The sequence below is a fragment of the Dyadobacter soli genome, from assembly GCF_900101885.1.
Taxonomy (GTDB): domain Bacteria; phylum Bacteroidota; class Bacteroidia; order Cytophagales; family Spirosomataceae; genus Dyadobacter; species Dyadobacter soli.
Genome location: NZ_FNAN01000008.1, coordinates 22,344 through 41,358, shown reverse-complemented (window position 1 = coordinate 41,358; position 19,015 = coordinate 22,344). Strand labels below are relative to the sequence as shown.

The 19,015-nt window shown below is 49.5% G+C and carries 15 protein-coding genes; 9 read left to right on the top strand and 6 right to left on the bottom strand.

The features are described 5' to 3' along the window. Positions 1–3 precede the first annotated feature (3 nt). The 5 genes from BLQ88_RS13920 to BLQ88_RS13900 all read left to right on the top strand — a co-directional run bounded on the left by BLQ88_RS13920 (position 4) and on the right by BLQ88_RS13900 (position 6,712). Positions 4–630 carry an L-threonylcarbamoyladenylate synthase gene (locus BLQ88_RS13920; RefSeq protein ID WP_090150823.1) on the top strand — a complete coding sequence of 209 codons (627 nt, stop codon included), beginning with the start codon at positions 4–6 and terminating at the stop codon, positions 628–630. A gap of 105 nt (positions 631–735) precedes the next feature. Next, positions 736–1,407: a WbqC family protein gene (locus tag BLQ88_RS13915; RefSeq protein WP_229212694.1), complete on the top strand. Its 672-nt coding sequence runs from the start codon at positions 736–738 to the stop codon at positions 1,405–1,407. Between the two features lie 57 nt (positions 1,408–1,464). Further along, positions 1,465–4,005: an ATP-dependent Clp protease ATP-binding subunit gene (locus BLQ88_RS13910; RefSeq protein WP_090150817.1), complete on the top strand. Its 2,541-nt coding sequence runs from the start codon at positions 1,465–1,467 to the stop codon at positions 4,003–4,005. A 96-nt stretch (positions 4,006–4,101) separates the two neighbouring features. Further along, a complete protein-coding gene (locus BLQ88_RS13905) occupies positions 4,102–5,793 on the top strand; it encodes a carboxylesterase family protein (protein WP_090150813.1) in 1,692 nt (563 codons plus the stop codon). A gap of 31 nt (positions 5,794–5,824) precedes the next feature. Further along, positions 5,825–6,712, top strand: coding sequence for a sugar phosphate isomerase/epimerase family protein (locus BLQ88_RS13900; protein WP_090150811.1), 888 nt, complete (start codon positions 5,825–5,827; stop codon positions 6,710–6,712). Positions 6,713–6,771: 59 nt separating this feature from the next. Here the strand turns inward: BLQ88_RS13900 and atpH are convergent, their stop codons facing one another. The 5 genes from atpH to BLQ88_RS13870 all read right to left on the bottom strand — a co-directional run bounded on the left by atpH (position 6,772) and on the right by BLQ88_RS13870 (position 10,013). Continuing rightward, positions 6,772–7,308, bottom strand: coding sequence for an ATP synthase F1 subunit delta (atpH, locus tag BLQ88_RS13895; RefSeq protein ID WP_090150809.1), 537 nt, complete (start codon positions 7,306–7,308; stop codon positions 6,772–6,774). A gap of 23 nt (positions 7,309–7,331) precedes the next feature. Beyond that, positions 7,332–7,826 (bottom strand): F0F1 ATP synthase subunit B, encoded by a 495-nt coding sequence (atpF, locus tag BLQ88_RS13890; RefSeq protein WP_229212693.1) that lies wholly within the window; start codon positions 7,824–7,826, stop codon positions 7,332–7,334. A gap of 150 nt (positions 7,827–7,976) precedes the next feature. After that, complete coding sequence (atpE, locus tag BLQ88_RS13885) at positions 7,977–8,240, bottom strand: ATP synthase F0 subunit C (RefSeq protein ID WP_090150806.1); 264 nt, start codon at positions 8,238–8,240, stop codon at positions 7,977–7,979. Positions 8,241–8,286: 46 nt separating this feature from the next. Continuing rightward, positions 8,287–9,381 carry a F0F1 ATP synthase subunit A gene (atpB, locus tag BLQ88_RS13880; RefSeq protein WP_090150803.1) on the bottom strand — a complete coding sequence of 365 codons (1,095 nt, stop codon included), beginning with the start codon at positions 9,379–9,381 and terminating at the stop codon, positions 8,287–8,289. 407 nt (positions 9,382–9,788) lie between these two features. Further along, positions 9,789–10,013 carry an AtpZ/AtpI family protein gene (locus BLQ88_RS13870; protein ID WP_090150797.1) on the bottom strand — a complete coding sequence of 75 codons (225 nt, stop codon included), beginning with the start codon at positions 10,011–10,013 and terminating at the stop codon, positions 9,789–9,791. Positions 10,014–10,227: 214 nt separating this feature from the next. On the opposite strand from BLQ88_RS13870, the gene porW reads away from it, so the two are divergent. Genes porW through uvrC form a run of 4 tightly spaced genes read left to right on the top strand, consistent with a single transcriptional unit; the run spans position 10,228 to position 17,719 of the window. After that, on the top strand, positions 10,228–12,381 hold the full coding sequence (porW, locus tag BLQ88_RS13865; RefSeq protein WP_229212692.1) for a type IX secretion system periplasmic lipoprotein PorW/SprE: 2,154 nt from the start codon (positions 10,228–10,230) through the stop codon (positions 12,379–12,381). Positions 12,382–12,432: 51 nt separating this feature from the next. Then, positions 12,433–14,730 carry a transglycosylase domain-containing protein gene (locus BLQ88_RS13860; protein ID WP_090150791.1) on the top strand — a complete coding sequence of 766 codons (2,298 nt, stop codon included), beginning with the start codon at positions 12,433–12,435 and terminating at the stop codon, positions 14,728–14,730. 18 nt (positions 14,731–14,748) lie between these two features. Continuing rightward, positions 14,749–15,891 carry a glycerate kinase gene (locus tag BLQ88_RS13855; protein ID WP_090150787.1) on the top strand — a complete coding sequence of 381 codons (1,143 nt, stop codon included), beginning with the start codon at positions 14,749–14,751 and terminating at the stop codon, positions 15,889–15,891. Positions 15,892–15,907: 16 nt separating this feature from the next. After that, the gene (gene uvrC / locus BLQ88_RS13850; protein ID WP_090150785.1) at positions 15,908–17,719 is read left to right on the top strand and encodes an excinuclease ABC subunit UvrC; all 1,812 of its coding nucleotides are present in this window, start codon (positions 15,908–15,910) and stop codon (positions 17,717–17,719) included. Here uvrC and BLQ88_RS13845 read toward each other — a convergent pair. Beyond that, a complete protein-coding gene (locus tag BLQ88_RS13845) occupies positions 17,716–18,930 on the bottom strand; it encodes a BaiN/RdsA family NAD(P)/FAD-dependent oxidoreductase (RefSeq protein ID WP_090150782.1) in 1,215 nt (404 codons plus the stop codon). The genes uvrC and BLQ88_RS13845 overlap by 4 nt on opposite strands. Positions 18,931–19,015: the final 85 nt, after the last annotated feature.

Genomic DNA, 19,015 nt, shown 5'->3' with positions numbered 1-19,015 from the left:
CTTATGCCTGCTGAGTTTGTTAAAATTTATCCCCAAAATCCTGACGAGCGACGCATCCGTCAGGTAGTGGATTGCCTTCGCGACGGAGGTTTGGTGATTTACCCGACCGATACGGTTTACGGTCTCGGCTGCGACATCTACAATACGCGCGCCGTCGAGAAAATAGCCCGTATCAAAGGCATCAAGCCCCAGAAAAACGACTTTTCATTTATCTGCTACGACCTGAGCCACATTTCCGACTTCGCGCGAGTGGGCAATACGGCATTCAAGACCATGAAAAGGGTGCTTCCCGGGCCCTATACCTTCATCCTGGAAGCGACCAGTAATGTGCCCAAGCTTTTGAATACCAATAAAAAAACGGTCGGAATCAGGGTGCCGGACAACCTTATTCCCCGTTTGATCGTAAAAGAGTTAGGGAACCCGATCGTGACGACTTCCATCCGCGACGACGACGAGATCATCGAGTATTCGACCGATCCGGAACTGATCTTTGAGAAGTTTCAGCACCTGGTGGATATGGTGGTGGATGGGGGTTACGGAGGCAACGTGGCGTCAACCATTGTGAAGGCGGATGGCGATGATTTTGAGATCATTCGCGAGGGCCTGGGCGATGTAAGTATCTTCCTGTGAGATCAAAAATTGTAATGATTTAAGTTGCTGTTGAACATTGTTGACCGTACAAAATAATTATTATAAATTTTTTGATAATATCATAAGCCTTTACCATATTTGATAGTGTCGGATTTTTTAGTTAAAGAGGATCAGTCCACGGAAGTACGGATTGAATTGCAGTATCTGCCTTGTTTAGAGTATTTTACCTGTATATTACAGTACGACCGGGTCTACATCGATATTGAGGAGAGGTATGTGAAGCAGACTTACAGAAATCGCTGCGATGTACTCACTACTAATAAAATAGATACGCTGACGATCCCCGTGAAAGGATATGAGGCAGCGAGCTCCACGAAAGATATTTTGATCGACTATAACCAGGATTGGACGAGGCGCCATCTGGGTTGCCTGCAGTCAGCCTACGGAAAGTCCCCTTTTTACGAGTATTACGTGCACGAATTCAGGCGCGTTTACGAGAAGAAGCTGGCATATCTGGTCGATCTGAACTATGAATTGTTGACAATTTGTCTTAGATTGACTGGTATTAAAAAGGAGATTCAGTACAATTTGTCAGGAGTTGAAATGGATGAAAAAGGCGCTGTAAACGCTATATCGTTCATAAACAACCGAAAACAGCCGGATTTGCATAAATATTACAGCCCGACAACTTATTACCAAACCTTCGGGAATGATTTTGTGGGGAATTTAAGTATTGTTGATTTACTCTTTAATATGGGGCCGGAAGCAAAAAGTGTTTTGTTAAGATCCTGTAAGTCTCAATCAAAGCTATTTTGAACAAACAGGGAAAAAGTAGCGTTTAAGATTTAATAAACACTTTTTTATTGCTACACAATGGAAGCAAAATTTTCGAATAGAGTGAAAGAGGTAATCTCAATGAGCCGGGAAGAAGCCCTCCGCCTGGGTCACGATTACATTGGTGCAGAACACTTGTTATTAGGAATGATCCGTGAGGGAGATGGTGTAGCCATAGGGTTGCTGAAAAAACTCGGCGTTTCGCTCGATGACGTCCGCCAGACGATCGAGCAGGCAACCAAAGGTGCAGCCACGAATAATGTCAAAAATTTACAGAATATCCCTCTGACGAGGCAGTCGGAGAAGGTATTGAAGATTACATATCTGGAAGCTAAAATTTTCAAAAGCACGCTCATCGGTACCGAGCATTTGCTTCTTTCGATATTGCGTGATGAAGACAATGTAGGGACCCAGATATTGCACAAGTTCAATGTTAACTACGAAGTCATCAAGGAAATGTTAGAATATCAATCATCCGGATCCAGACCTCATATGGGGCCGGAGACCGAAGACGGGGATGATGAAGCCAGAGGCGGAATGTTTGGAGGTGGAAGCGGCTCATCTTCCGGTAAAGAATCCAAAGGTGCTGAAAAGTCCCGTACACCTGTCCTGGATAACTTTGGAAGGGATTTAACCAAAATGGCGGAAGTAGGCAAGCTCGACCCGATCGTCGGACGTGAGAAAGAGATCGAGCGCGTGGCCCAGATACTTAGCCGTCGTAAAAAGAATAACCCGATCCTGATCGGCGAGCCTGGTGTTGGTAAAACAGCCATCGCAGAAGGCCTCGCATTGCGGATCGTTCAGAAAAAAGTATCTCGCGTGCTTTTCGGCAAGCGCGTCGTAACGCTCGATTTGGCTTCTCTGGTAGCCGGTACCAAATACCGCGGCCAGTTTGAAGAAAGAATGAAGGCGGTTATGAACGAGCTGGAAAAATCACCGGATGTGATCCTGTTCATCGATGAGCTCCACACGATCGTGGGCGCGGGTGGTGCATCAGGCTCGCTGGATGCTTCGAACATGTTTAAACCGGCATTGTCGCGCGGGGAAATCCAATGTATCGGAGCTACCACGCTCGACGAGTACCGCCAGTACATCGAGAAAGACGGCGCATTGGCCCGTCGTTTCCAGATGGTGATGGTGGATGCGACTTCGATCGAAGAAACGATCCAGATCCTGACCAACATCAAGGACAAATACGAAGATCACCACCACGTGAACTATACGCCCGAGGCGATCAGCACTGCTGTGAAATTGTCGGAAAGATATATTACCGACCGCTTCCTGCCGGATAAGGCTATCGACGTACTTGATGAGGTTGGAGCGCGCGTACATATCAGCAACATTACTGTTCCTGAGGATATTCTGATGCTCGAAGAACAAATCGAGAATATCAAGCAGGAGAAAAACCGGGTTGTAAAAAGCCAGAAATACGAAGAAGCCGCACAATTGAGAGATCGTGAGAAAAAACTGATCGACCAGTTGGACAGAGCTAAACTGGCATGGGAAGAAGAAACCAAGCAGAAACGCTATACTGTCACAGAACACAATGTAGCTGAGGTAGTTGCGATGATGACTGGTATTCCTGTGACCAACGTTTCGATGGATGAAGGCAAGAAATTGCTGAACATGGCCGACGAGCTGAAAGCGAAAGTTATTGGCCAAGACCCGCCGATCGAGAAACTGGTGAAAGCGATCCAGAGAACCCGCGTTGGTTTGAAAGATCCTAAGAAACCAATCGGTTCATTCATTTTCCTTGGACCAACGGGTGTTGGTAAAACCGAGCTCGCGAAAGTGCTCTCGACTTACCTGTTCGATAAAGACGACTCGCTGGTGCGCATCGATATGAGCGAATACATGGAGAAATTCAGCGTATCGCGTTTGGTAGGAGCGCCTCCGGGATATGTGGGCTACGAAGAAGGTGGCCAGCTGACGGAGAAAATCCGCCGCAAGCCGTACAGCGTGGTATTGCTCGACGAGATCGAAAAAGCGCACCCGGATGTGTTCAACATCCTGCTGCAAGTGCTCGACGACGGTATTTTGACGGACGGTTTGGGCAGAAGAGTCGATTTCCGTAACACGATCATCATCATGACTTCGAACATCGGAGCACGTGACCTGAAAGATTTCGGAACAGGAATCGGTTTCTCTACCAAAGCAAGATCCGAGAACCAGGACGACATTATGAAAGGTACCATCCAGAGCGCATTGCGTAAAGCATTCTCTCCGGAGTTCCTGAACCGTCTCGACGATGTGATCGTGTTCAATTCGCTGCAACGCGAAGACTTGCACCGCATCATCGACATTTCACTGGGCAAATTGTTTAGCCGTGTGAAAGGTCTGGGTTATGAAATTGAACTGACAGTAGCTGCGAAGGATTTCTTGTCCGAAAAAGGTTACGATCCGCAATACGGAGCGCGTCCTTTGAATCGGGCGATCCAGAAATACCTGGAAGATCCCGTAGCAGAAGAAATATTGAAAGGCGACCTGCGCGAAGGCGATGTACTGGTGGCCGATCATGAAGAGAAGAGTGAACAACTCGTTATCAGTGTTCGCAAGAAGGAAGAAGAGCTGGCAAACTAGATTTGCATTGCTCTGAAAGCAGAAGTTAGCTTGAAAGGCAGGTCGGAAGACCTGCCTTTTTTATTTATATTTAGCCATCGAAAATTCGTATAACCAATGGGACCTAACTGGAAAAGCGCCGTGCTGGGCTTAACGCTCAGTATTGCAGCAATTAATACCGACGTGTTTGCACAAAAATTACCTTCCGGCCCACAGGTCCTCACATTTTTCTCCGACGCCGACGATACCGAGCAACCTTACGGCCTCTATCTTCCCGAGAATTTCGACGAAAACAAAATATATCCCCTCGTGATCATGCTTCACGGCGCTGGCTCGAATCATCGGCTTGCATTACGAAGAGTATTTGGTAAGAGCAATGCCGAAGGGGAAACCGACGTGGAAGCCACGCGTTACTTCCCGAAATGGGAGAATGTGGATTACATTGTTGCCTCGCCATACGCGCGCGGAACGGCCGGGTATCAGGGCATTCCGGAGCAGGATGTGTACGATGTGCTGGCCGACGTCAAAAAGCACTTTAAAATCGATGAAAACCGCACTTACCTGACTGGCCTTTCTATGGGCGGCGGCGGAACATTGTGGATCGGCCTCACGCGCCCGGACATTTGGGCGGCCATCGCACCCGTGTGCCCCGCGCCTCCCGCAGGTACATTCGATCTGGCAGTCAATGCGACGAACTTCCCGGTACATTTCTTCCACGGCGACGCCGATCCGGTGGTACCGGTGGCCGGGACGCAGAAATGGGTGAGCCATTTGCAGGATCTGGGCGCAGAAGTGAGTTATAAAGAGTTCGTGGATGTGAAACATGATAGCTGGGTGAATGCGTACGATAACGAGTACATATTCGACTGGTTCAAGGATTTTACGAGGAATCCCTATCCGAACCAGGTTCGGTTTGTGAGTAAGCAATACAAATATGACAAGGCATTCTGGGTACAGTTTAACCGGTTCGCTTCCGGAAAACTGGCTGAGATCGATGCGAAGTTTACTAAGGAGAATGCATTAGAGATTACCACCAAGAACCTTGAAAAGTTTGCATTAAACCTGAAAGGCCATCCAAAATTCAAGCCGGGCGCTGCATTGGCATTGAAAATCGATGGCTCAAATGTGAATGCGAAGACCGATAGTGTAGTAACCCTGTTCCGCGAAACTGCTGGCGGCAAATGGGCTGTGGAAGGGGCGACCATCATGTCGATTTACACAGGTAAGAAAAAAGGTGCGGAGGGGCCGATTTTTGCCGCATTCTCTTCGCGTCATGTGTATGTGTACGGAACGGCTGATAATCCTTTGCCGGAAGAGCTGAAAAAGCGTGTCGACATTGCTACGCAGGCTGCAAGCTGGTCGCAGTACCGCGGTGAGTTCCTGGGCCGCGTGATGTTCTTTCCGCGCGTATTGGCCGATAAGGAAGTGCGGCCGAGCGACATTGAAAGTGCTAACCTGATTTTATTTGGTACCAAAGAAAGTAATGCATTGATCGGCCAGTATGCCGCTCAGCTGCCGGTGCATTTGAAGAAGGGCGATACAGCTCACGGGCTGTTCTATGTGCTGCCCATGGAGGGACATTATGTAGCGGTAAGTTCCGGCTTGCCGTGGTGGGCTGGCATTAAGGATGAAGGTTTCCCGTTCGTGCCGGTAATGCATCGCAAGCTTTCAGAGTTCAAAGACATTATTTTCTTTAAAGATTCGGCTGCCAATCTGATGATCGATAATTATTTCACGCAGGAGTGGAAGCTCGACGACGATACCAAGCGCAAGCTTTCGGCATCCGGCGCCGTTGATATTACCCCGTAGTTTTATTTTTTAATTTTTCGAATCTTAACCAATGGATTACAACGAAAAGATTTCCCGGAAATCGTTCCTCAAAGCCGGCGCATTCATGCTGGCTACGCCCATGCTCTCGAAGCTGAGCCTGGATGTGAAAGCCCCTTCGCCAATCGGTTTGCAATTGTACACACTTCGCAATGAAATATCGAAAGACCTCCTCGGCACGCTGAAAAAGGTGTCGGCAGTCGGTTATAAGGAAGTGGAGCTTTATGGCTATTCTGACGGCAAATTCTTCGGCAAAACGGCCAAGGAAATGAAGAAGATTCTCAGTGACCTGGGCCTTAACCCCGTAAGCGGCCATTATGGCGCCGGTGTGGAGAACAAAACAGCCAAAGGTACATTGAGCAACGGCTGGCAGAAAGCAGTAGATGACGCGGCAGAACTGGGTCAGAAGTACGTGAACTGCGCTTACCTGACCGAATCGGAGCGCAAGACGATCGATCAGTACAAAAGCTACGTGGACCTGTTCAACAAATCGGGTGAAGTAGCGAAGAAAGCAGGCCTTCAATTCGGCTACCACAACCACGATTTCGAATTCAAGAAAATCGGCAATGAACTGCCTTACGACTACATTGCAGGCAAAACTGATCCAAAGCTCGTGAAGCTGGAATTGGATCTGTACTGGATCGTAAAAGCAGGTCTGGACCCGGTTGCATTGTTCAAGAAATATCCTGGCCGTTTCCCATTGTGGCACGTGAAGGATATGGACAAAAAGGACGGCTCATTTGCCGAGGTAGGAACCGGTTCTATCGATTTCGCGAAGATCTTCGCCAACCGTAAACTCGCGGGCCTTACGCATTTCTTCGTGGAGCAGGACGTAGCGAAAGTACCGCCGGTACAGGCTATTGAAACGAGCTACAAGAATGTAATAAAGATGAAAGTCTAGCATAAAAAAAGACCCGGCCGCATCGCAGCCGGGTCTTCCAAATTATGCAGATAAAAATTTCAGTTTACTAACTGTAATTTAAGTTCGTTCAAACGGCTGCGCAGTGAAGCGTCAATCTGACGGTCGCCTACTGTCAACACATATCCGCCAATCAAAGCATTATCTACTTTCTCGGCGAGTTCAACCGTCTTTCCGGTTGCCTTGGCAACAATATCGGTGAATTGCTTACGAAGTTCGTCGGTCAGCGGGGTAGGGGTTACCACCGTCGCCTTTTCGATTCCCTTGTAGCTGTTATAGGCTTTAATGAATTCCACCGCGATTTCGTCGAGAATGGATTCCCGGTTTTTCTTGGTGATAATATCAAATATCGCGAATGATACCGGGCTAACACGCTCTTTGAAAAGACCTTTCAGAATGCCTGATTTCTTCTCGTGACGCACTACCGGGCTTTTCAATGCAAGCATCAGTCCGCGGTTCTGGTCTGCTGTATCTTTAAACAGCAGCATATCCTGATAAACCGTGTCGAGCACGTTCTTTTCTTTCGCCAGCTCGATCAGCGATTTTGCATATCTGGATGCTACAATACTTACTGACATCGGAATGAGATTTTAAATGCTGATTAGTTCAAACGTGCAGATGTTGCCAGGTCAGCGATCAGTTTTTCCTGTGCTGCCTTGTCAGCCAATTCACGGCGCAATACTTTCTCAGCGATTTCCAATGAAAGTGTAGCTACTTCCTGTTTGATTTTGCTCACGGCCAGCGCTTGTTCGTTGCGGATGGTTTCGCGGGCGCTTTCAATGATTTTCTGGCCTTCGATCGCCGCTTTGTCTTTCGACTCTGCGATGGTGCGGTCGGATGCATCTTTCGCGTCACGAAGGATCTGGTCACGGATAGCATTCGCTTCTGCGATCAGTTTCTCGTTGTCCGACTTCAATTGTGCCATTTCAGCACGTGTTTTTTCTGCGAGGTCAAGCGCACCCTGGATTTCGTTTTCGCGGTCTTTCAAACCTTTCAGGATGGGTTTCCAGGCGAATTTGGACAGGATGAACACTACCAGCAAAAATACTACCAGCATCCAGAAAATAAGGCCTGGGTTTGGAGTAAGCAATGACATAGTTAAATGAGTTTTTGAGTGTAAGAACGATCTAAAATCTTCTCTCTTCTTATTAAAATTTCGTGGAAGCCTAATGCTCCCACGAGAATGTTTTTGCATTGCATCCGGGCCTAGCGCGCCGGGGCAACGTTCCCCTTTCGGGAAGCTCTATTAAAGCTTGAAAGAGATAAGCAGACAGATTACCGCTGCGAAAAGCGCTACCGCTTCGATAAGAGCCGCGATGATCAACATGGCAGTCTGGATTGCACCAGCAGCTTCTGGTTGACGGGCGATACCTTCAACAGCGCTACCACCGATTTTACCAATACCAAGACCTGCACCGATAGCAGCAAGACCTGCGCCGATAGCAGCACCGAAAACTGCAAGACCTGCACCACCTTGTTCAGCAGCTTGAAGCAAAATTTGAGCGAACATAATTTGTTTGTTTTAAAATATAAATTAATAAAAAAGAGATTCAGAATCAGTGTCCGTGGTCGGCGTGGCTATGCTCTTCGATAGCGCTTCCGATGTACATGGACGATAGTAGTGTGAAGATGAACGCCTGGATGAACGCTACCATGATCTCGATGAAGTTCAGGAACAATGCGAACAGGGAGATTACCGGGGCGATCACGAAGCTTTGGAAAATAAAGATCAGACCGAAAAGGCTTAAAAGGATGATGTGGCCTGCCGTAATGTTGGCGAACAACCGGACCATCAGGGAGAATGGCTTCATGAACACACCTACGATCTCAACCGGGATCATGATGATCAACAGCGGTGCCGGAACGCCGGTCGGTGCCAGAAGGTGCTTGTAGTAGTTGCCGTTTGCATTCAGGTGAACCACGATGAATGTAAGCACTGCCAATGTCATGGTTACGGCGATGTTACCGGTAAGGTTAGCCGAGCCCGGAAGCAGACCCATGATGTTGTTGATCAGGATAAAGAAGAACAACGTGAGCAGGTAAGGCAGGTATTTTTCGTATTTCGGGCCTACGTTCGGTTTCACTACTTCGTCGCGAATGAAGAGGATAATTACCTCCATCGCCGATGCGAAACCTTTTGGCGCTTTGCCTTTGCTGTTTTTATAGAAGCTTGCAACGCCTGTGAAAACGAGGATCAGGATCAATGCGCTGATGAGCATCGAAGCTACGTTTTTCGTGACCGAGAAGTCGTAGATTTTACGCGCTTCGTCAACAGGCACGATTTGCTCCGATTCACCGTGTACCAGGTGGTAGCCGTTGTATTCGTGGTGTTCGTTGTGGAAGTTGGAAGACATGAAAACCTCGATACCGCGGTCTTCCGAATAAAGGATTACAGGAAGCGGAAGGACTACACCGTGCGAGAATTCCCATTCGTGGGAGTCGGCGATGTGGTGCATGATCATTTCTCCGATATTGAACTTCGCTTCGTGCTCTTCAAGCTTATGTTCAATTTTATGCTCTTCCTGGTTCACGGCTTCGGCGATCTTTCCGGCTTCGTGCTGGGCAGGTTCGTCGGCGCGGGCCGGGAGGTTAAAAACGCATGTTGCCGCTATAAGGGCGATAGTAAAAAACCGTCTCAGATGGGTATACATAAATGCTTGAAATACTATGCTTTGTCAATCGCGGCGCAAGTTACGATACAAACCATATATTTCAAAGCATGTGTAAAATAAATAGAGTGCAAAAAAGTTGATAACGAATAGGAATGAATCAGTTAGCCCTCTATACAAAAAAAGGCCGATGAAAATGATGCTCAGAATGATCCGCGCAACGATGCTGGAAATGTAAAATGTGACAAATTTCTCACGCTTGTTCCGCATTCCGAATTCTATGAGCCGGTGAACCAGAAACGCGAGTCCGAAAAAGAACACGAGAATGTACCATATATAAGGATGCAGGAAAGAATCGGCGTGAAATCTTTGAGCAAGGAAAAATACAATTCCGAGCAAAATGGTTGCGATCAGGGTACGAAGCATGCGCGTGCGGCTGCGGGGAGCGATTATTGTTTGGTAAAACTTCTTATCAACAGGTAGAGGGAGGCCGCAATGGAGACTAGCGAGAGTACGAGCGTCCACACAGGCACCTTGTTCTGCTGCCATTCATCGAGCTTGTAACCCCCGTAGGTGAACACCAGAATGGTGCCCAGCATCTGCATCGCCATTCCCGAGTATTTCAGGAAGCGTGTCGACTGGCCTTTGCCATTGGGCTTTTTCGGATCTTCCATAATTCAGAGGCTAACCGTTTCGGTTGAAAAACAATGGTAGAATATCAGGGTAAAATTGCTTCAAATTTTGCAAATGGCATTATCTTCGATACGCATTTATTGAAAATACCGTTTTAGGTTTGTAAACCTGGCACATAGACGAACATCCCATAAAGTCAATTTCGTGATCGACCGTTTTACCTCCCATATCCGACGCACATTACCGCTACTTGTCATGATGATCGTCGTAGCTGCCTGCTCGCAGTACAGTTCACGGCCGGGTGCCATCACCTTTCACAATGTATCGGCGCGGTACAATGCCTATTTTATGGCAGAGCAGGATATGCTGGAAGCGGAATATGAAATGCAGAAGGCTTACAAGGAGAATTACAACAGCCTGCTTCCGATACTGCTTCCGATGGATTCCATTCTCGCGCAGCCGGTGAAACCCAAGTTGCTGGATGCGATCAAAAAGGCGTCGATCGTGGCCGAGAAGCACCAGAACAGCAAATGGATCGATAATAGCTACATTCTTTTAGGTAAATCGAGGCTTTACCTGGGCCAGTGGGCCGACGGCCTGGAAGCATTGCGTTACGTATACGCAAACGGGCGTGACGAGAATGATAAGAACAATGCGTTAATCCTGCTCATGCGGGCCTATATCGAGCATAAGGACTATTCCAATGCAGTAGGCGTGGCGGAGCACCTCAGCCAGCAGCCGCTCAGCAAATCATCGCAACGCGATTTTTACCTTACCAAAGCATACCTGCACCAGCAAAACGGGGAGTACCTGACTTCCGTGGCCATCCTGGAAGAGACATTCCCGCTTTTGAAGAAATCGACCGAAACCGCGCGCATTCATTTCGCGGCTGCGCAGATGTACGATCGCCTCGGCCAGTATGCATTGGCTAACAGGCATTATAAGAGCGTCAACCGGAATAAGCCCAATTACGACCTCGGCTTTTATTCCAATATGAATTCCCTGCAAAACGCGGTGGTACTGAACCCGGAGCGCGACATTACCAATGTCGGTTTTGACAAAATGCTCCGCGACCGTAAAAACGACGACCTGAAAGACCGGGTGTATTTCACGATGGGTTTGCTGGCCGAGCACAAAAAACAGATACCGGAAGCGGTAAGTTATTTGCAAAAAGCAGCAGCGGCATCAAAAGGCAACATGCAGCAAAAGGCTTATACTTACCTGCAACTGGCCCGGATTGAATACGAATCGCGGGAAAATTTCGAAATGTCCAAAGCTTATTACGACAGCGCATTGGCCATTCTCCCGCAGGAAGCGCCCGAATACCGCCTGGTATCCGACAGAAAGCGGGCGCTCGACAATTTTGTGACACAGTACACCATTGTTTCGGCAGAGGACAGCCTGCAACGGCTCGCCAAAATGAACCCGGCCGCATTGGACAACAAGATCGACGCGATCATCGAAGCCAAAGAAAAAAAGCGGCTTGAAGAGGAAGAAAAGGCAAGAAAAGCACAGATCGCCGCACAGAATGCAAGTCTGCAACAAGGTGGAGGCAACCCGCTGGCAACCGGTGGAGAGCGCCGCTGGGAATTGTACGACCCTGCATTGGTTAACAAAGGTAAAATCGACTTCAAAAGGGCCTGGGGTAACCGCCCGCTGGAAGATGACTGGCGCCGAAGCAGTCGCCCGTTGCGGTCGCTTGCAGGAAATAATGCAGCCGGAGGCACTGACAGCACTGCCGTCGCGCAGACCACTCAAGAAAATACCGGTTTGAAAAAAGGCACCGCGGAATGGGATCAGGTGCATGCATTGCTTAAAAAGGACGTTCCGCTATCGGATACGGCATTTGCCGCTTCGCAAAAGAAAAAGGAAGACGCGCTTTACAACCTGGGCAAAATTTACCGCTTCGACCTCAAAGAATCCAACCGTGCTATCGCTGCATTTGAACGCGTACTGTCTGAATACCCCAAAACACAATACAAAGACGAGATTTACTACCTGCTTTTCCTGAGCAACGAGGAAAATGCGGCTCAGAAAGAATCGTGGAAATCGAAGCTGCTGAGCGAATATCCGACTTCCACTTACGCCCGGCTGGTCAATAAATCCACGGACGCCGGCGGTACATCCGGCAATGCGACGAAGGAGTACGAAGCGATGTACAAACTGTATGCCGATGGCAATTACACCAAGGCACTGGAAGACATCGAGAAAAACCTGCCGTCCTACAAAGGCAGTTCGATGGAAGATAAGTTTGCATTGCTGCGCGTTTTCCTGATCGGCAAAGTGCGGGGCAAAGACGCCTACGGCCAGGCCATTACCGAGTTCATGAGGCTCTATCCGACCAGCATTTACCTGCCGCGCCTCAAAGAAATGCAGGACTTCAATTCCGTGTCGATGGGCAAGAGATAATAGGCTGAAATTGTATATTTGCCTTTTACAGTAACCTATCACCCCACATCTATGATTGAATTACAACCCGGAAAGTATCGGCGCACCATTGTCCGTCTCTGGCGGTTCGTTGGCCTGGGACTGGGTCTGATCATATTCTACATCGTTGCCGTCAGTTTTAACTTTTTGTGGTTGTTCGGCAGTATGCCCGACCTGAAAACCCTCGAAAACCCGAAGAGCGAACTCGCGTCGGAGCTGATCAGCGAAGATGGCAAGTCGCTGGGCAAATACTTCTTCGAGAACCGGACGCCGATCGACATCGCACAAATTTCCCCTAACCTCATCGACGCGCTCGTTGCGACGGAGGACGCCCGTTTTGTAAACCACTCAGGGATCGATCCGCGGAGCTTGGCGAGGGTATTCAAAGGCGTTGTTTCCGGAAGTTCGAGCTCCGGGGGCGGTAGCACGCTGACGCAGCAGGTTGCCAAAAACCTTTTTAATACGCGTTCCGAAGAATATGAAGGGCTGCTTGGTAAAATCCCGGTAGTCCGCATTGTGATTGCCAAAACCAAGGAATGGGTGCTGGCAGTGGTGCTGGAAAGGAAGTATACCAAACAGGAAATCATGCAGATGTACCTGAATACGGTTTCGTTTGGTAATAACACATACGGTATCAAAGTCGCTTCCAAAACCTATTTTGATAAAGAACCCTGGGATTTGAATGTGACCGAGGCTGCATTGCTGGTAGGTATGCTGCAAAACCCCACGTTGTTCAACCCATTGCGTTTCCCGACCAATGCATTGAACCGGAGAAACACGGTTCTGGCGCAGATGTATAAGTATGATTACATCCGTGAAGACGATTTTAATAAATTTAAAGACAAATCGCTGGGGCTGAACTTCACCGTCGATAGCCACAACACCGGCCTCGCGCCGTATTTCCGCGAATCCATGCGCGGGTACCTCAAAAGCTGGGTAAAGCTCTATAACGAGGAACACGACACCGACCTCGACCTTTACACAAGCGGCCTGCGTATTTATACCACCATCGATTCGCGCATGCAACGCTACCAGGAAGCCGCATTGACCGAGCACATGAAGGCGCAGCAAAAACTGTTCGACGAGCACTGGAAAGGCCGCAATCCGTGGACATTCGATAATGGCAAGGAAATACCGGGTTTCATTACCACCGCCGCAAAGCGCTCCCCGCATTTCATTTCCCTCAAAAGGGACCTGGGAGAAGAAGCCGCGTGGAAAATCATGAAAAAGCCTTACAAAATGAAGGTTTTCACCTGGAATGGAGAGAAGGAAGTCACCATGAGCCCGCTGGATTCCATTGCTTATTACAAACGCTTCCTGCGCGCAGGTATGATGTCCATGGACCCGCGTAACGGGCACGTGAAGGCGTGGGTAGGAGGTATTAATTTTAAGTATTTCAAATACGATCATGTAAAACAGGGATCGCGGCAGCCGGGTTCTACTTTCAAACCGTTTGTCTATGTTTCGGCATTGGACAAAAACTTCCTGACACCCTGCGACCATGTTACCGACCAGCCCATTTTCTTCGGGCTTTCCGACGGGGTACCAGGAGGATGGTCGCCTAAAAACTCCAATAACAAATACTCTTACCAATCGCTGTCGCTGCGGCAGGCGCTGGGGAAATCGGTGAACACGGTGAGTGCTTACCTGATGAAAATGGTGCGGCCGAAAGCGGTGGTGGAATATGCGCACAAGCTCGGCATTACCTCCAAATTGCAGGAGGTTCCTTCATTATGTTTGGGTATCAGCGATGTTTCGGTGTACGAAATGGTAGGTGCCTACTGCGCATTCGCGAATGGCGGCCACCGCACGGAACCGATGACGATCCTGCGCATCGAAGACCGTTACGGCAATGTATTGCAGGAGTTCTTCCAGAAACAAAACCAGGAAATCAGTGCCAATATGGCCTATAATATGCTCTACCTGATGCGTGGAGCCGTGGAAGATCCGGGTGGAACGGCTGGCCGTTTGCGTCAGTATGGCGTGACCGAAGGCAATGAGATCGCTGCTAAAACCGGGACTACTTCCAACTACTCCGACGGTTGGTTCATGGGTATGACGCAAAACCTTGTGTCGGGCATTTGGGTAGGCGGCGAAGACCGCAGCATTCACTTCCGCACGATCGCCTACGGGCAAGGCGGACGCATTGCCATGCCGGCCTGGGGATTGTTCATGCAAAAAGTATACGCTGATCCCACATTGGTACAGTATCGCAAAATACCTTTCAATAAACCTGAAAACTACGTCCGCGAATGCGGCGGCGTGACGACCGACAGTACCGATACTTACGTTCCGCCATCGCGGTCCGACGACGAAGGCGTTTTATTCTGACCCATTAAATCCCTGCCCGTGAATATCCTCGTTGCCCCTGACAAGTTTCGCGGTTCGCTGGAAGCTGCGGAAGTATGCGACGCCATTACCGATGGCATCAAAAAGGCATACCCCAATGCAAAAGTAACGGCGATACCGCTGGCCGATGGCGGCGAAGGCACTTCGAAGATATTGACACAGCGTGCCAATGGCACCGAAGTGACGGTAACGGTCATGGACCCGCTGAACCGGCAGATCAAAGCTACCTATGGTATTTCCGAAGATCATCAGGTTGCATTCATTGAAATGGCAGCGGCTTCGGGGCTGGGACTTTTGAAGACAGAGGATCGCAACCCGCTGCGAACGAGCACATTCGGGACGGGGCAGCTCATTGTAGATGCATTGGACCGGGGTGTAAAAAAGATCATTCTCGGAATCGGCGGAAGTGCAACCACTGACGGCGGCATCGGCATGGCGGAAGCGCTCGGTTACGCATTCAAAGACGCGGCAGGGCATACATTGCTTCCAAATGGCGAATCGCTGGCGAAAATCGCGTCGATTGATTCGCATAATGCCGATCCGCGGCTTGCATTGGTTTCGGTAATAGTGGCTTGTGACGTCACGAATCCCTTGTTCGGGAAGGACGGGGCGGCATTTATATACGGCCCGCAGAAAGGTGCCGATCCTGAAATGGTAGTGCAGCTCGATCAGGGTCTTGAAAACCTTGCGCACGTAGCTACGCGTGCATTCGGGCGTGACGTGAGCCTGGTACCGGGCGCAGGTGCAGCAGGAGGCCTGGGCGCCGGCTGTATGTGGTTTTTGAATGCTACTTTGAAAGATGGTATCAGTATCGTGATGGAGCAAAGTAACGTCGCTTCGCTGGTGGCCAATGCGGATCTGGTCATTACTGGCGAAGGGAAGGTAGACGAGCAGACGCTGGCAGGAAAGGTTGTTAAAGGGCTAGCCGGACTTTGCAAAAGCCATCGCGTGCCGCTGGCGGTCGTCTGCGGTACTTTGCAGATTACCCCTGAGCAGGCGAAAGAAGCGGGCATGACCTATGCTGTATCAGTGCTCAACCGGCCGATGGATCTCAATGCCGCCCAAGGTGAGGCATTCCAGCTCGTGAGCGACGCAACTTTTCAATTGGTGCGGTTGTTTTTCTTCAACAGGGGCGCAGTTTAGTCCTAAATCACATTCAATGTCTGAATTCAATTATAAAGAAGAACTCGCCAAACTTCCTCTCGATCCCGGTGTGTACCGGTATTTCGATGAAACCGGCGAGGTAATATATGTAGGGAAAGCAAAAAGCCTGCGCAACCGGGTTTCGAGCTACTTTTTGAAAAACAATCAGCACGACCGTAAAACCAGACGGCTCGTGAGCCAGATCCGCCGGATCGAATTTACCATTGTTTTGAGCGAATGGGACGCATTGCTGCTGGAAAACCAGCTGATCAAGCAGTTGCAGCCCAAGTTCAATATCCTGCTCAAAGACGATAAGACCTACCCGTTCATTTGTGTGACCGATGAGCCATTCCCACGCGTATTCCCCACGCGGAATATGGACCGTACCAAAGGCACGTTTTACGGGCCGTTCGCCAATCTGCGCTCGATGCACACGCTGCTGGATATGTTCAAGGCATTATACCAGATCCGCTCGTGCCAGCTGCCGCTGACGAAATCGAATATCGAGGCCAAAAAATTCAAAGTTTGCCTGGAATACCACATCGGTAACTGCAAAGGCCCGTGCGAAGGTTTGCAAGGCGAGGATGAATACAATGCGGAGATCGAGCAGGTTCATAATATACTCAAAGGCAACTTGTCGTCGCCGCAGCAGTATTTCAAGGAGAAAATGTTGGAAGCCGCCGAGCAAATGGCATTTGAAAGAGCGCACGCCTGGAAAACGAAAATCGAGCATTTATCAAATTTTCAGAGCAAAGCCACGGTGATCAACCCGCGCATCGGGAATATCGACGTGCTCACCATTGTTTCCGACGAGGAAGCCGCTTACCTGAATTTTATGAAAATAAAAGAAGGGTACATGGTGGCGACCCAGACGCTGGAAGTCAGGAAAAAGCTCGACGAAAGCGATATGGAAATCCTTTCGATGATGATCGTGGAAATGCGCTCGACGTATGGTTCGGAAGCGAAGGAGCTGGTTTCCAACCTGAAACCGGACCTGGATATGCGCCTCGAAGTGACCGTCCCGCAGATCGGCGACAAGAAGAAACTGCTGGATATGTCGATGAAGAATGTGATGTATTTCAGAAGGGAAAGAACGGAGCGCCGCGAGGTGGAAGCATCTGCCACGACCTCGAAAAAAGACCGGGTATTGATACGATTGAAAGCCGATTTGCAGATCAAAACGCTGCCTCGGCACATTGAATGCTTCGATAACTCCAACATCCAGGGTACTAATCCCGTGGCGTCGATGGTTTGCTTCAAAGAAGGGAAGCCGTCGAAAAAAGATTACCGGCATTTCAATATCAAAACGGTGATAGGCCCGAACGACTTTGCCTCGATGAACGAGATCGTGAGCCGCCGGTACCTGCGCCTGATCGCGGAGGAGCAGCCATTGCCCGACCTGATCGTGGTCGACGGTGGCAAAGGGCAGCTCGGCGCGGCCTGTGATGCTTTGAAAAGCCTCGGCATTTACGGGCAGGTCCCTATTATCGGTATTGCCAAAAGGTTGGAAGAAATCTATTTCCCGGAAGATCCGCTGCCGCTATACATCGATAAGCGATCCGAATCCCTGAAACTGATCCAGCAGATCCGTGACGAAGCCCACCGGTTTGCGATCACTTTCCACCGCGACAAGCGCAGCAAGGCAAGCCTGGTAAGCGAGCTGGAAGGCGTCGTAGGTGTCGGGAAAGTGACGGCTACAAAGCTTTTAAAGCATTTCGGTTCCGTGCGCGCGATCCGCGAAAGTTCCGTCGAAACGCTGACGGACCTGATCGGCCTCGACAGAGCCAGGAAGGTACGCGCCTATTTCGACACCATGGCCGGCGATTAAAGCCCTATATTTTTCCCGACAATGTAGCCCGTCGTCCAGGCATTCTGGAAATTGAAACCACCGGTAATGCCGTCGACGTCCATTACTTCCCCCGCAAAGAAAAGTCCTGGAACAGACCGGCTCTGCAATGTTTCAGGATCGATATCGGCTAATGCAATGCCGCCGCAGGTTACAAATTCCTCTTTGAAGGTGGTTTTGCCCTTCACCTCATGCTGACTGTTGGTTAGCAGTTCGGTCATACGGTTCAGCACCTTGTGGCTCGCATCGCCCCAGCGTAATGTATCGGGGATTTCCGCTTTTTCGGTAAATGCTTTCCAGAGCCGCGAGGGTAGCCCGAACCGGGCATGGGAAGCGATCTGCTGTTTGGAAGTATTGGTTTTTTCGGCCAAAAGAAAATCTCTTACTTCCTGCTCCTTCATTTCAGGCAGCCAGTTAATGCGGCAGGTGAATTGGTAATCCTTTTCAGCAAGGTCACGGGCGCCCCAGGCCGAGAGTTTCAGTACTGCCGGTCCGCTGAAACCCCAATGCGTGATCAGCAGCGGCCCGCGCCACTCATGTTTGGTACCCGATATTTTAACCAATGCATCTTTGACAGACACACCGGCCAGCGGTAACAGATAGTTTTCTGGGGTATTAAATGTAAACAGTGAGGGTAATGGTGGCACAATCCCGTGCCGGTGTTCTTCCAGCCAGTCAAAACTTTCTGCTCGCGGATAGCCGCCGGTTGCGATCAATAAGCGATCGGTAGTAATGGGTTCTCCATTGACGATCTTCAATTCGAATGTGTCTCCCGTTTTTTCAAAAGAATCTACATGCACACTCGTCCTGATTTCGATATTCAGGTTTCGGGCTGTTTTGGTAAGGCATTCAATAATGGTATGGGAAGAATCCGTAGTCGGAAACATGCGCCCGTCCGCTTCGGTTTTGAGTTGAACCCCTCTTTTTTCAAACCATTCAACCGTGGCATCGGCGTCGAAATGGGGCAGGAGCTTGCGGAGGAGCTTTTCTCCCCTTGGATAATTTTTGATAAAATTCCGCAGCTCGTGAGGCCGGTGCGTGACGTTGCATCGCCCGCCGCCGGAAATACGGACCTTGTTGAGGACCGTCCTGCTCTTTTCAAGAATGGTAATGCGCGCGTCGGGAAACGCCTCCGCAGCCGTGATCGCCGCCATAAAACCCGAAGCGCCGCCGCCCACAATGGTGATTGTCATAATGCCTGATTTGTCCTACAAAAATGACATGCAAGTTTTAAAAACTGCAATTTCTTTTTCTATCTTTCAAAATAGCTTCAAAAAT

Coding starts and splice junctions, on each gene's coding strand:
- BLQ88_RS13920 (WP_090150823.1), top strand. CDS start 4: ATGCCTGCTGAGTTTGTTAAAATTTATCCCCAAAATCCTGACGAGCGA.
- BLQ88_RS13910 (WP_090150817.1), top strand. CDS start 1,465: ATGGAAGCAAAATTTTCGAATAGAGTGAAAGAGGTAATCTCAATGAGC.
- BLQ88_RS13905 (WP_090150813.1), top strand. CDS start 4,102: ATGGGACCTAACTGGAAAAGCGCCGTGCTGGGCTTAACGCTCAGTATT.
- BLQ88_RS13900 (WP_090150811.1), top strand. CDS start 5,825: ATGGATTACAACGAAAAGATTTCCCGGAAATCGTTCCTCAAAGCCGGC.
- atpH (WP_090150809.1), bottom strand. CDS start 7,308: ATGTCAGTAAGTATTGTAGCATCCAGATATGCAAAATCGCTGATCGAG.
- atpF (WP_229212693.1), bottom strand. CDS start 7,826: ATGTCATTGCTTACTCCAAACCCAGGCCTTATTTTCTGGATGCTGGTA.
- atpE (WP_090150806.1), bottom strand. CDS start 8,240: ATGTTCGCTCAAATTTTGCTTCAAGCTGCTGAACAAGGTGGTGCAGGT.
- atpB (WP_090150803.1), bottom strand. CDS start 9,381: ATGTATACCCATCTGAGACGGTTTTTTACTATCGCCCTTATAGCGGCA.
- BLQ88_RS13870 (WP_090150797.1), bottom strand. CDS start 10,013: ATGGAAGATCCGAAAAAGCCCAATGGCAAAGGCCAGTCGACACGCTTC.
- porW (WP_229212692.1), top strand. CDS start 10,228: ATGATGATCGTCGTAGCTGCCTGCTCGCAGTACAGTTCACGGCCGGGT.
- BLQ88_RS13860 (WP_090150791.1), top strand. CDS start 12,433: ATGATTGAATTACAACCCGGAAAGTATCGGCGCACCATTGTCCGTCTC.
- uvrC (WP_090150785.1), top strand. CDS start 15,908: ATGTCTGAATTCAATTATAAAGAAGAACTCGCCAAACTTCCTCTCGAT.
- BLQ88_RS13845 (WP_090150782.1), bottom strand. CDS start 18,930: ATGACAATCACCATTGTGGGCGGCGGCGCTTCGGGTTTTATGGCGGCG.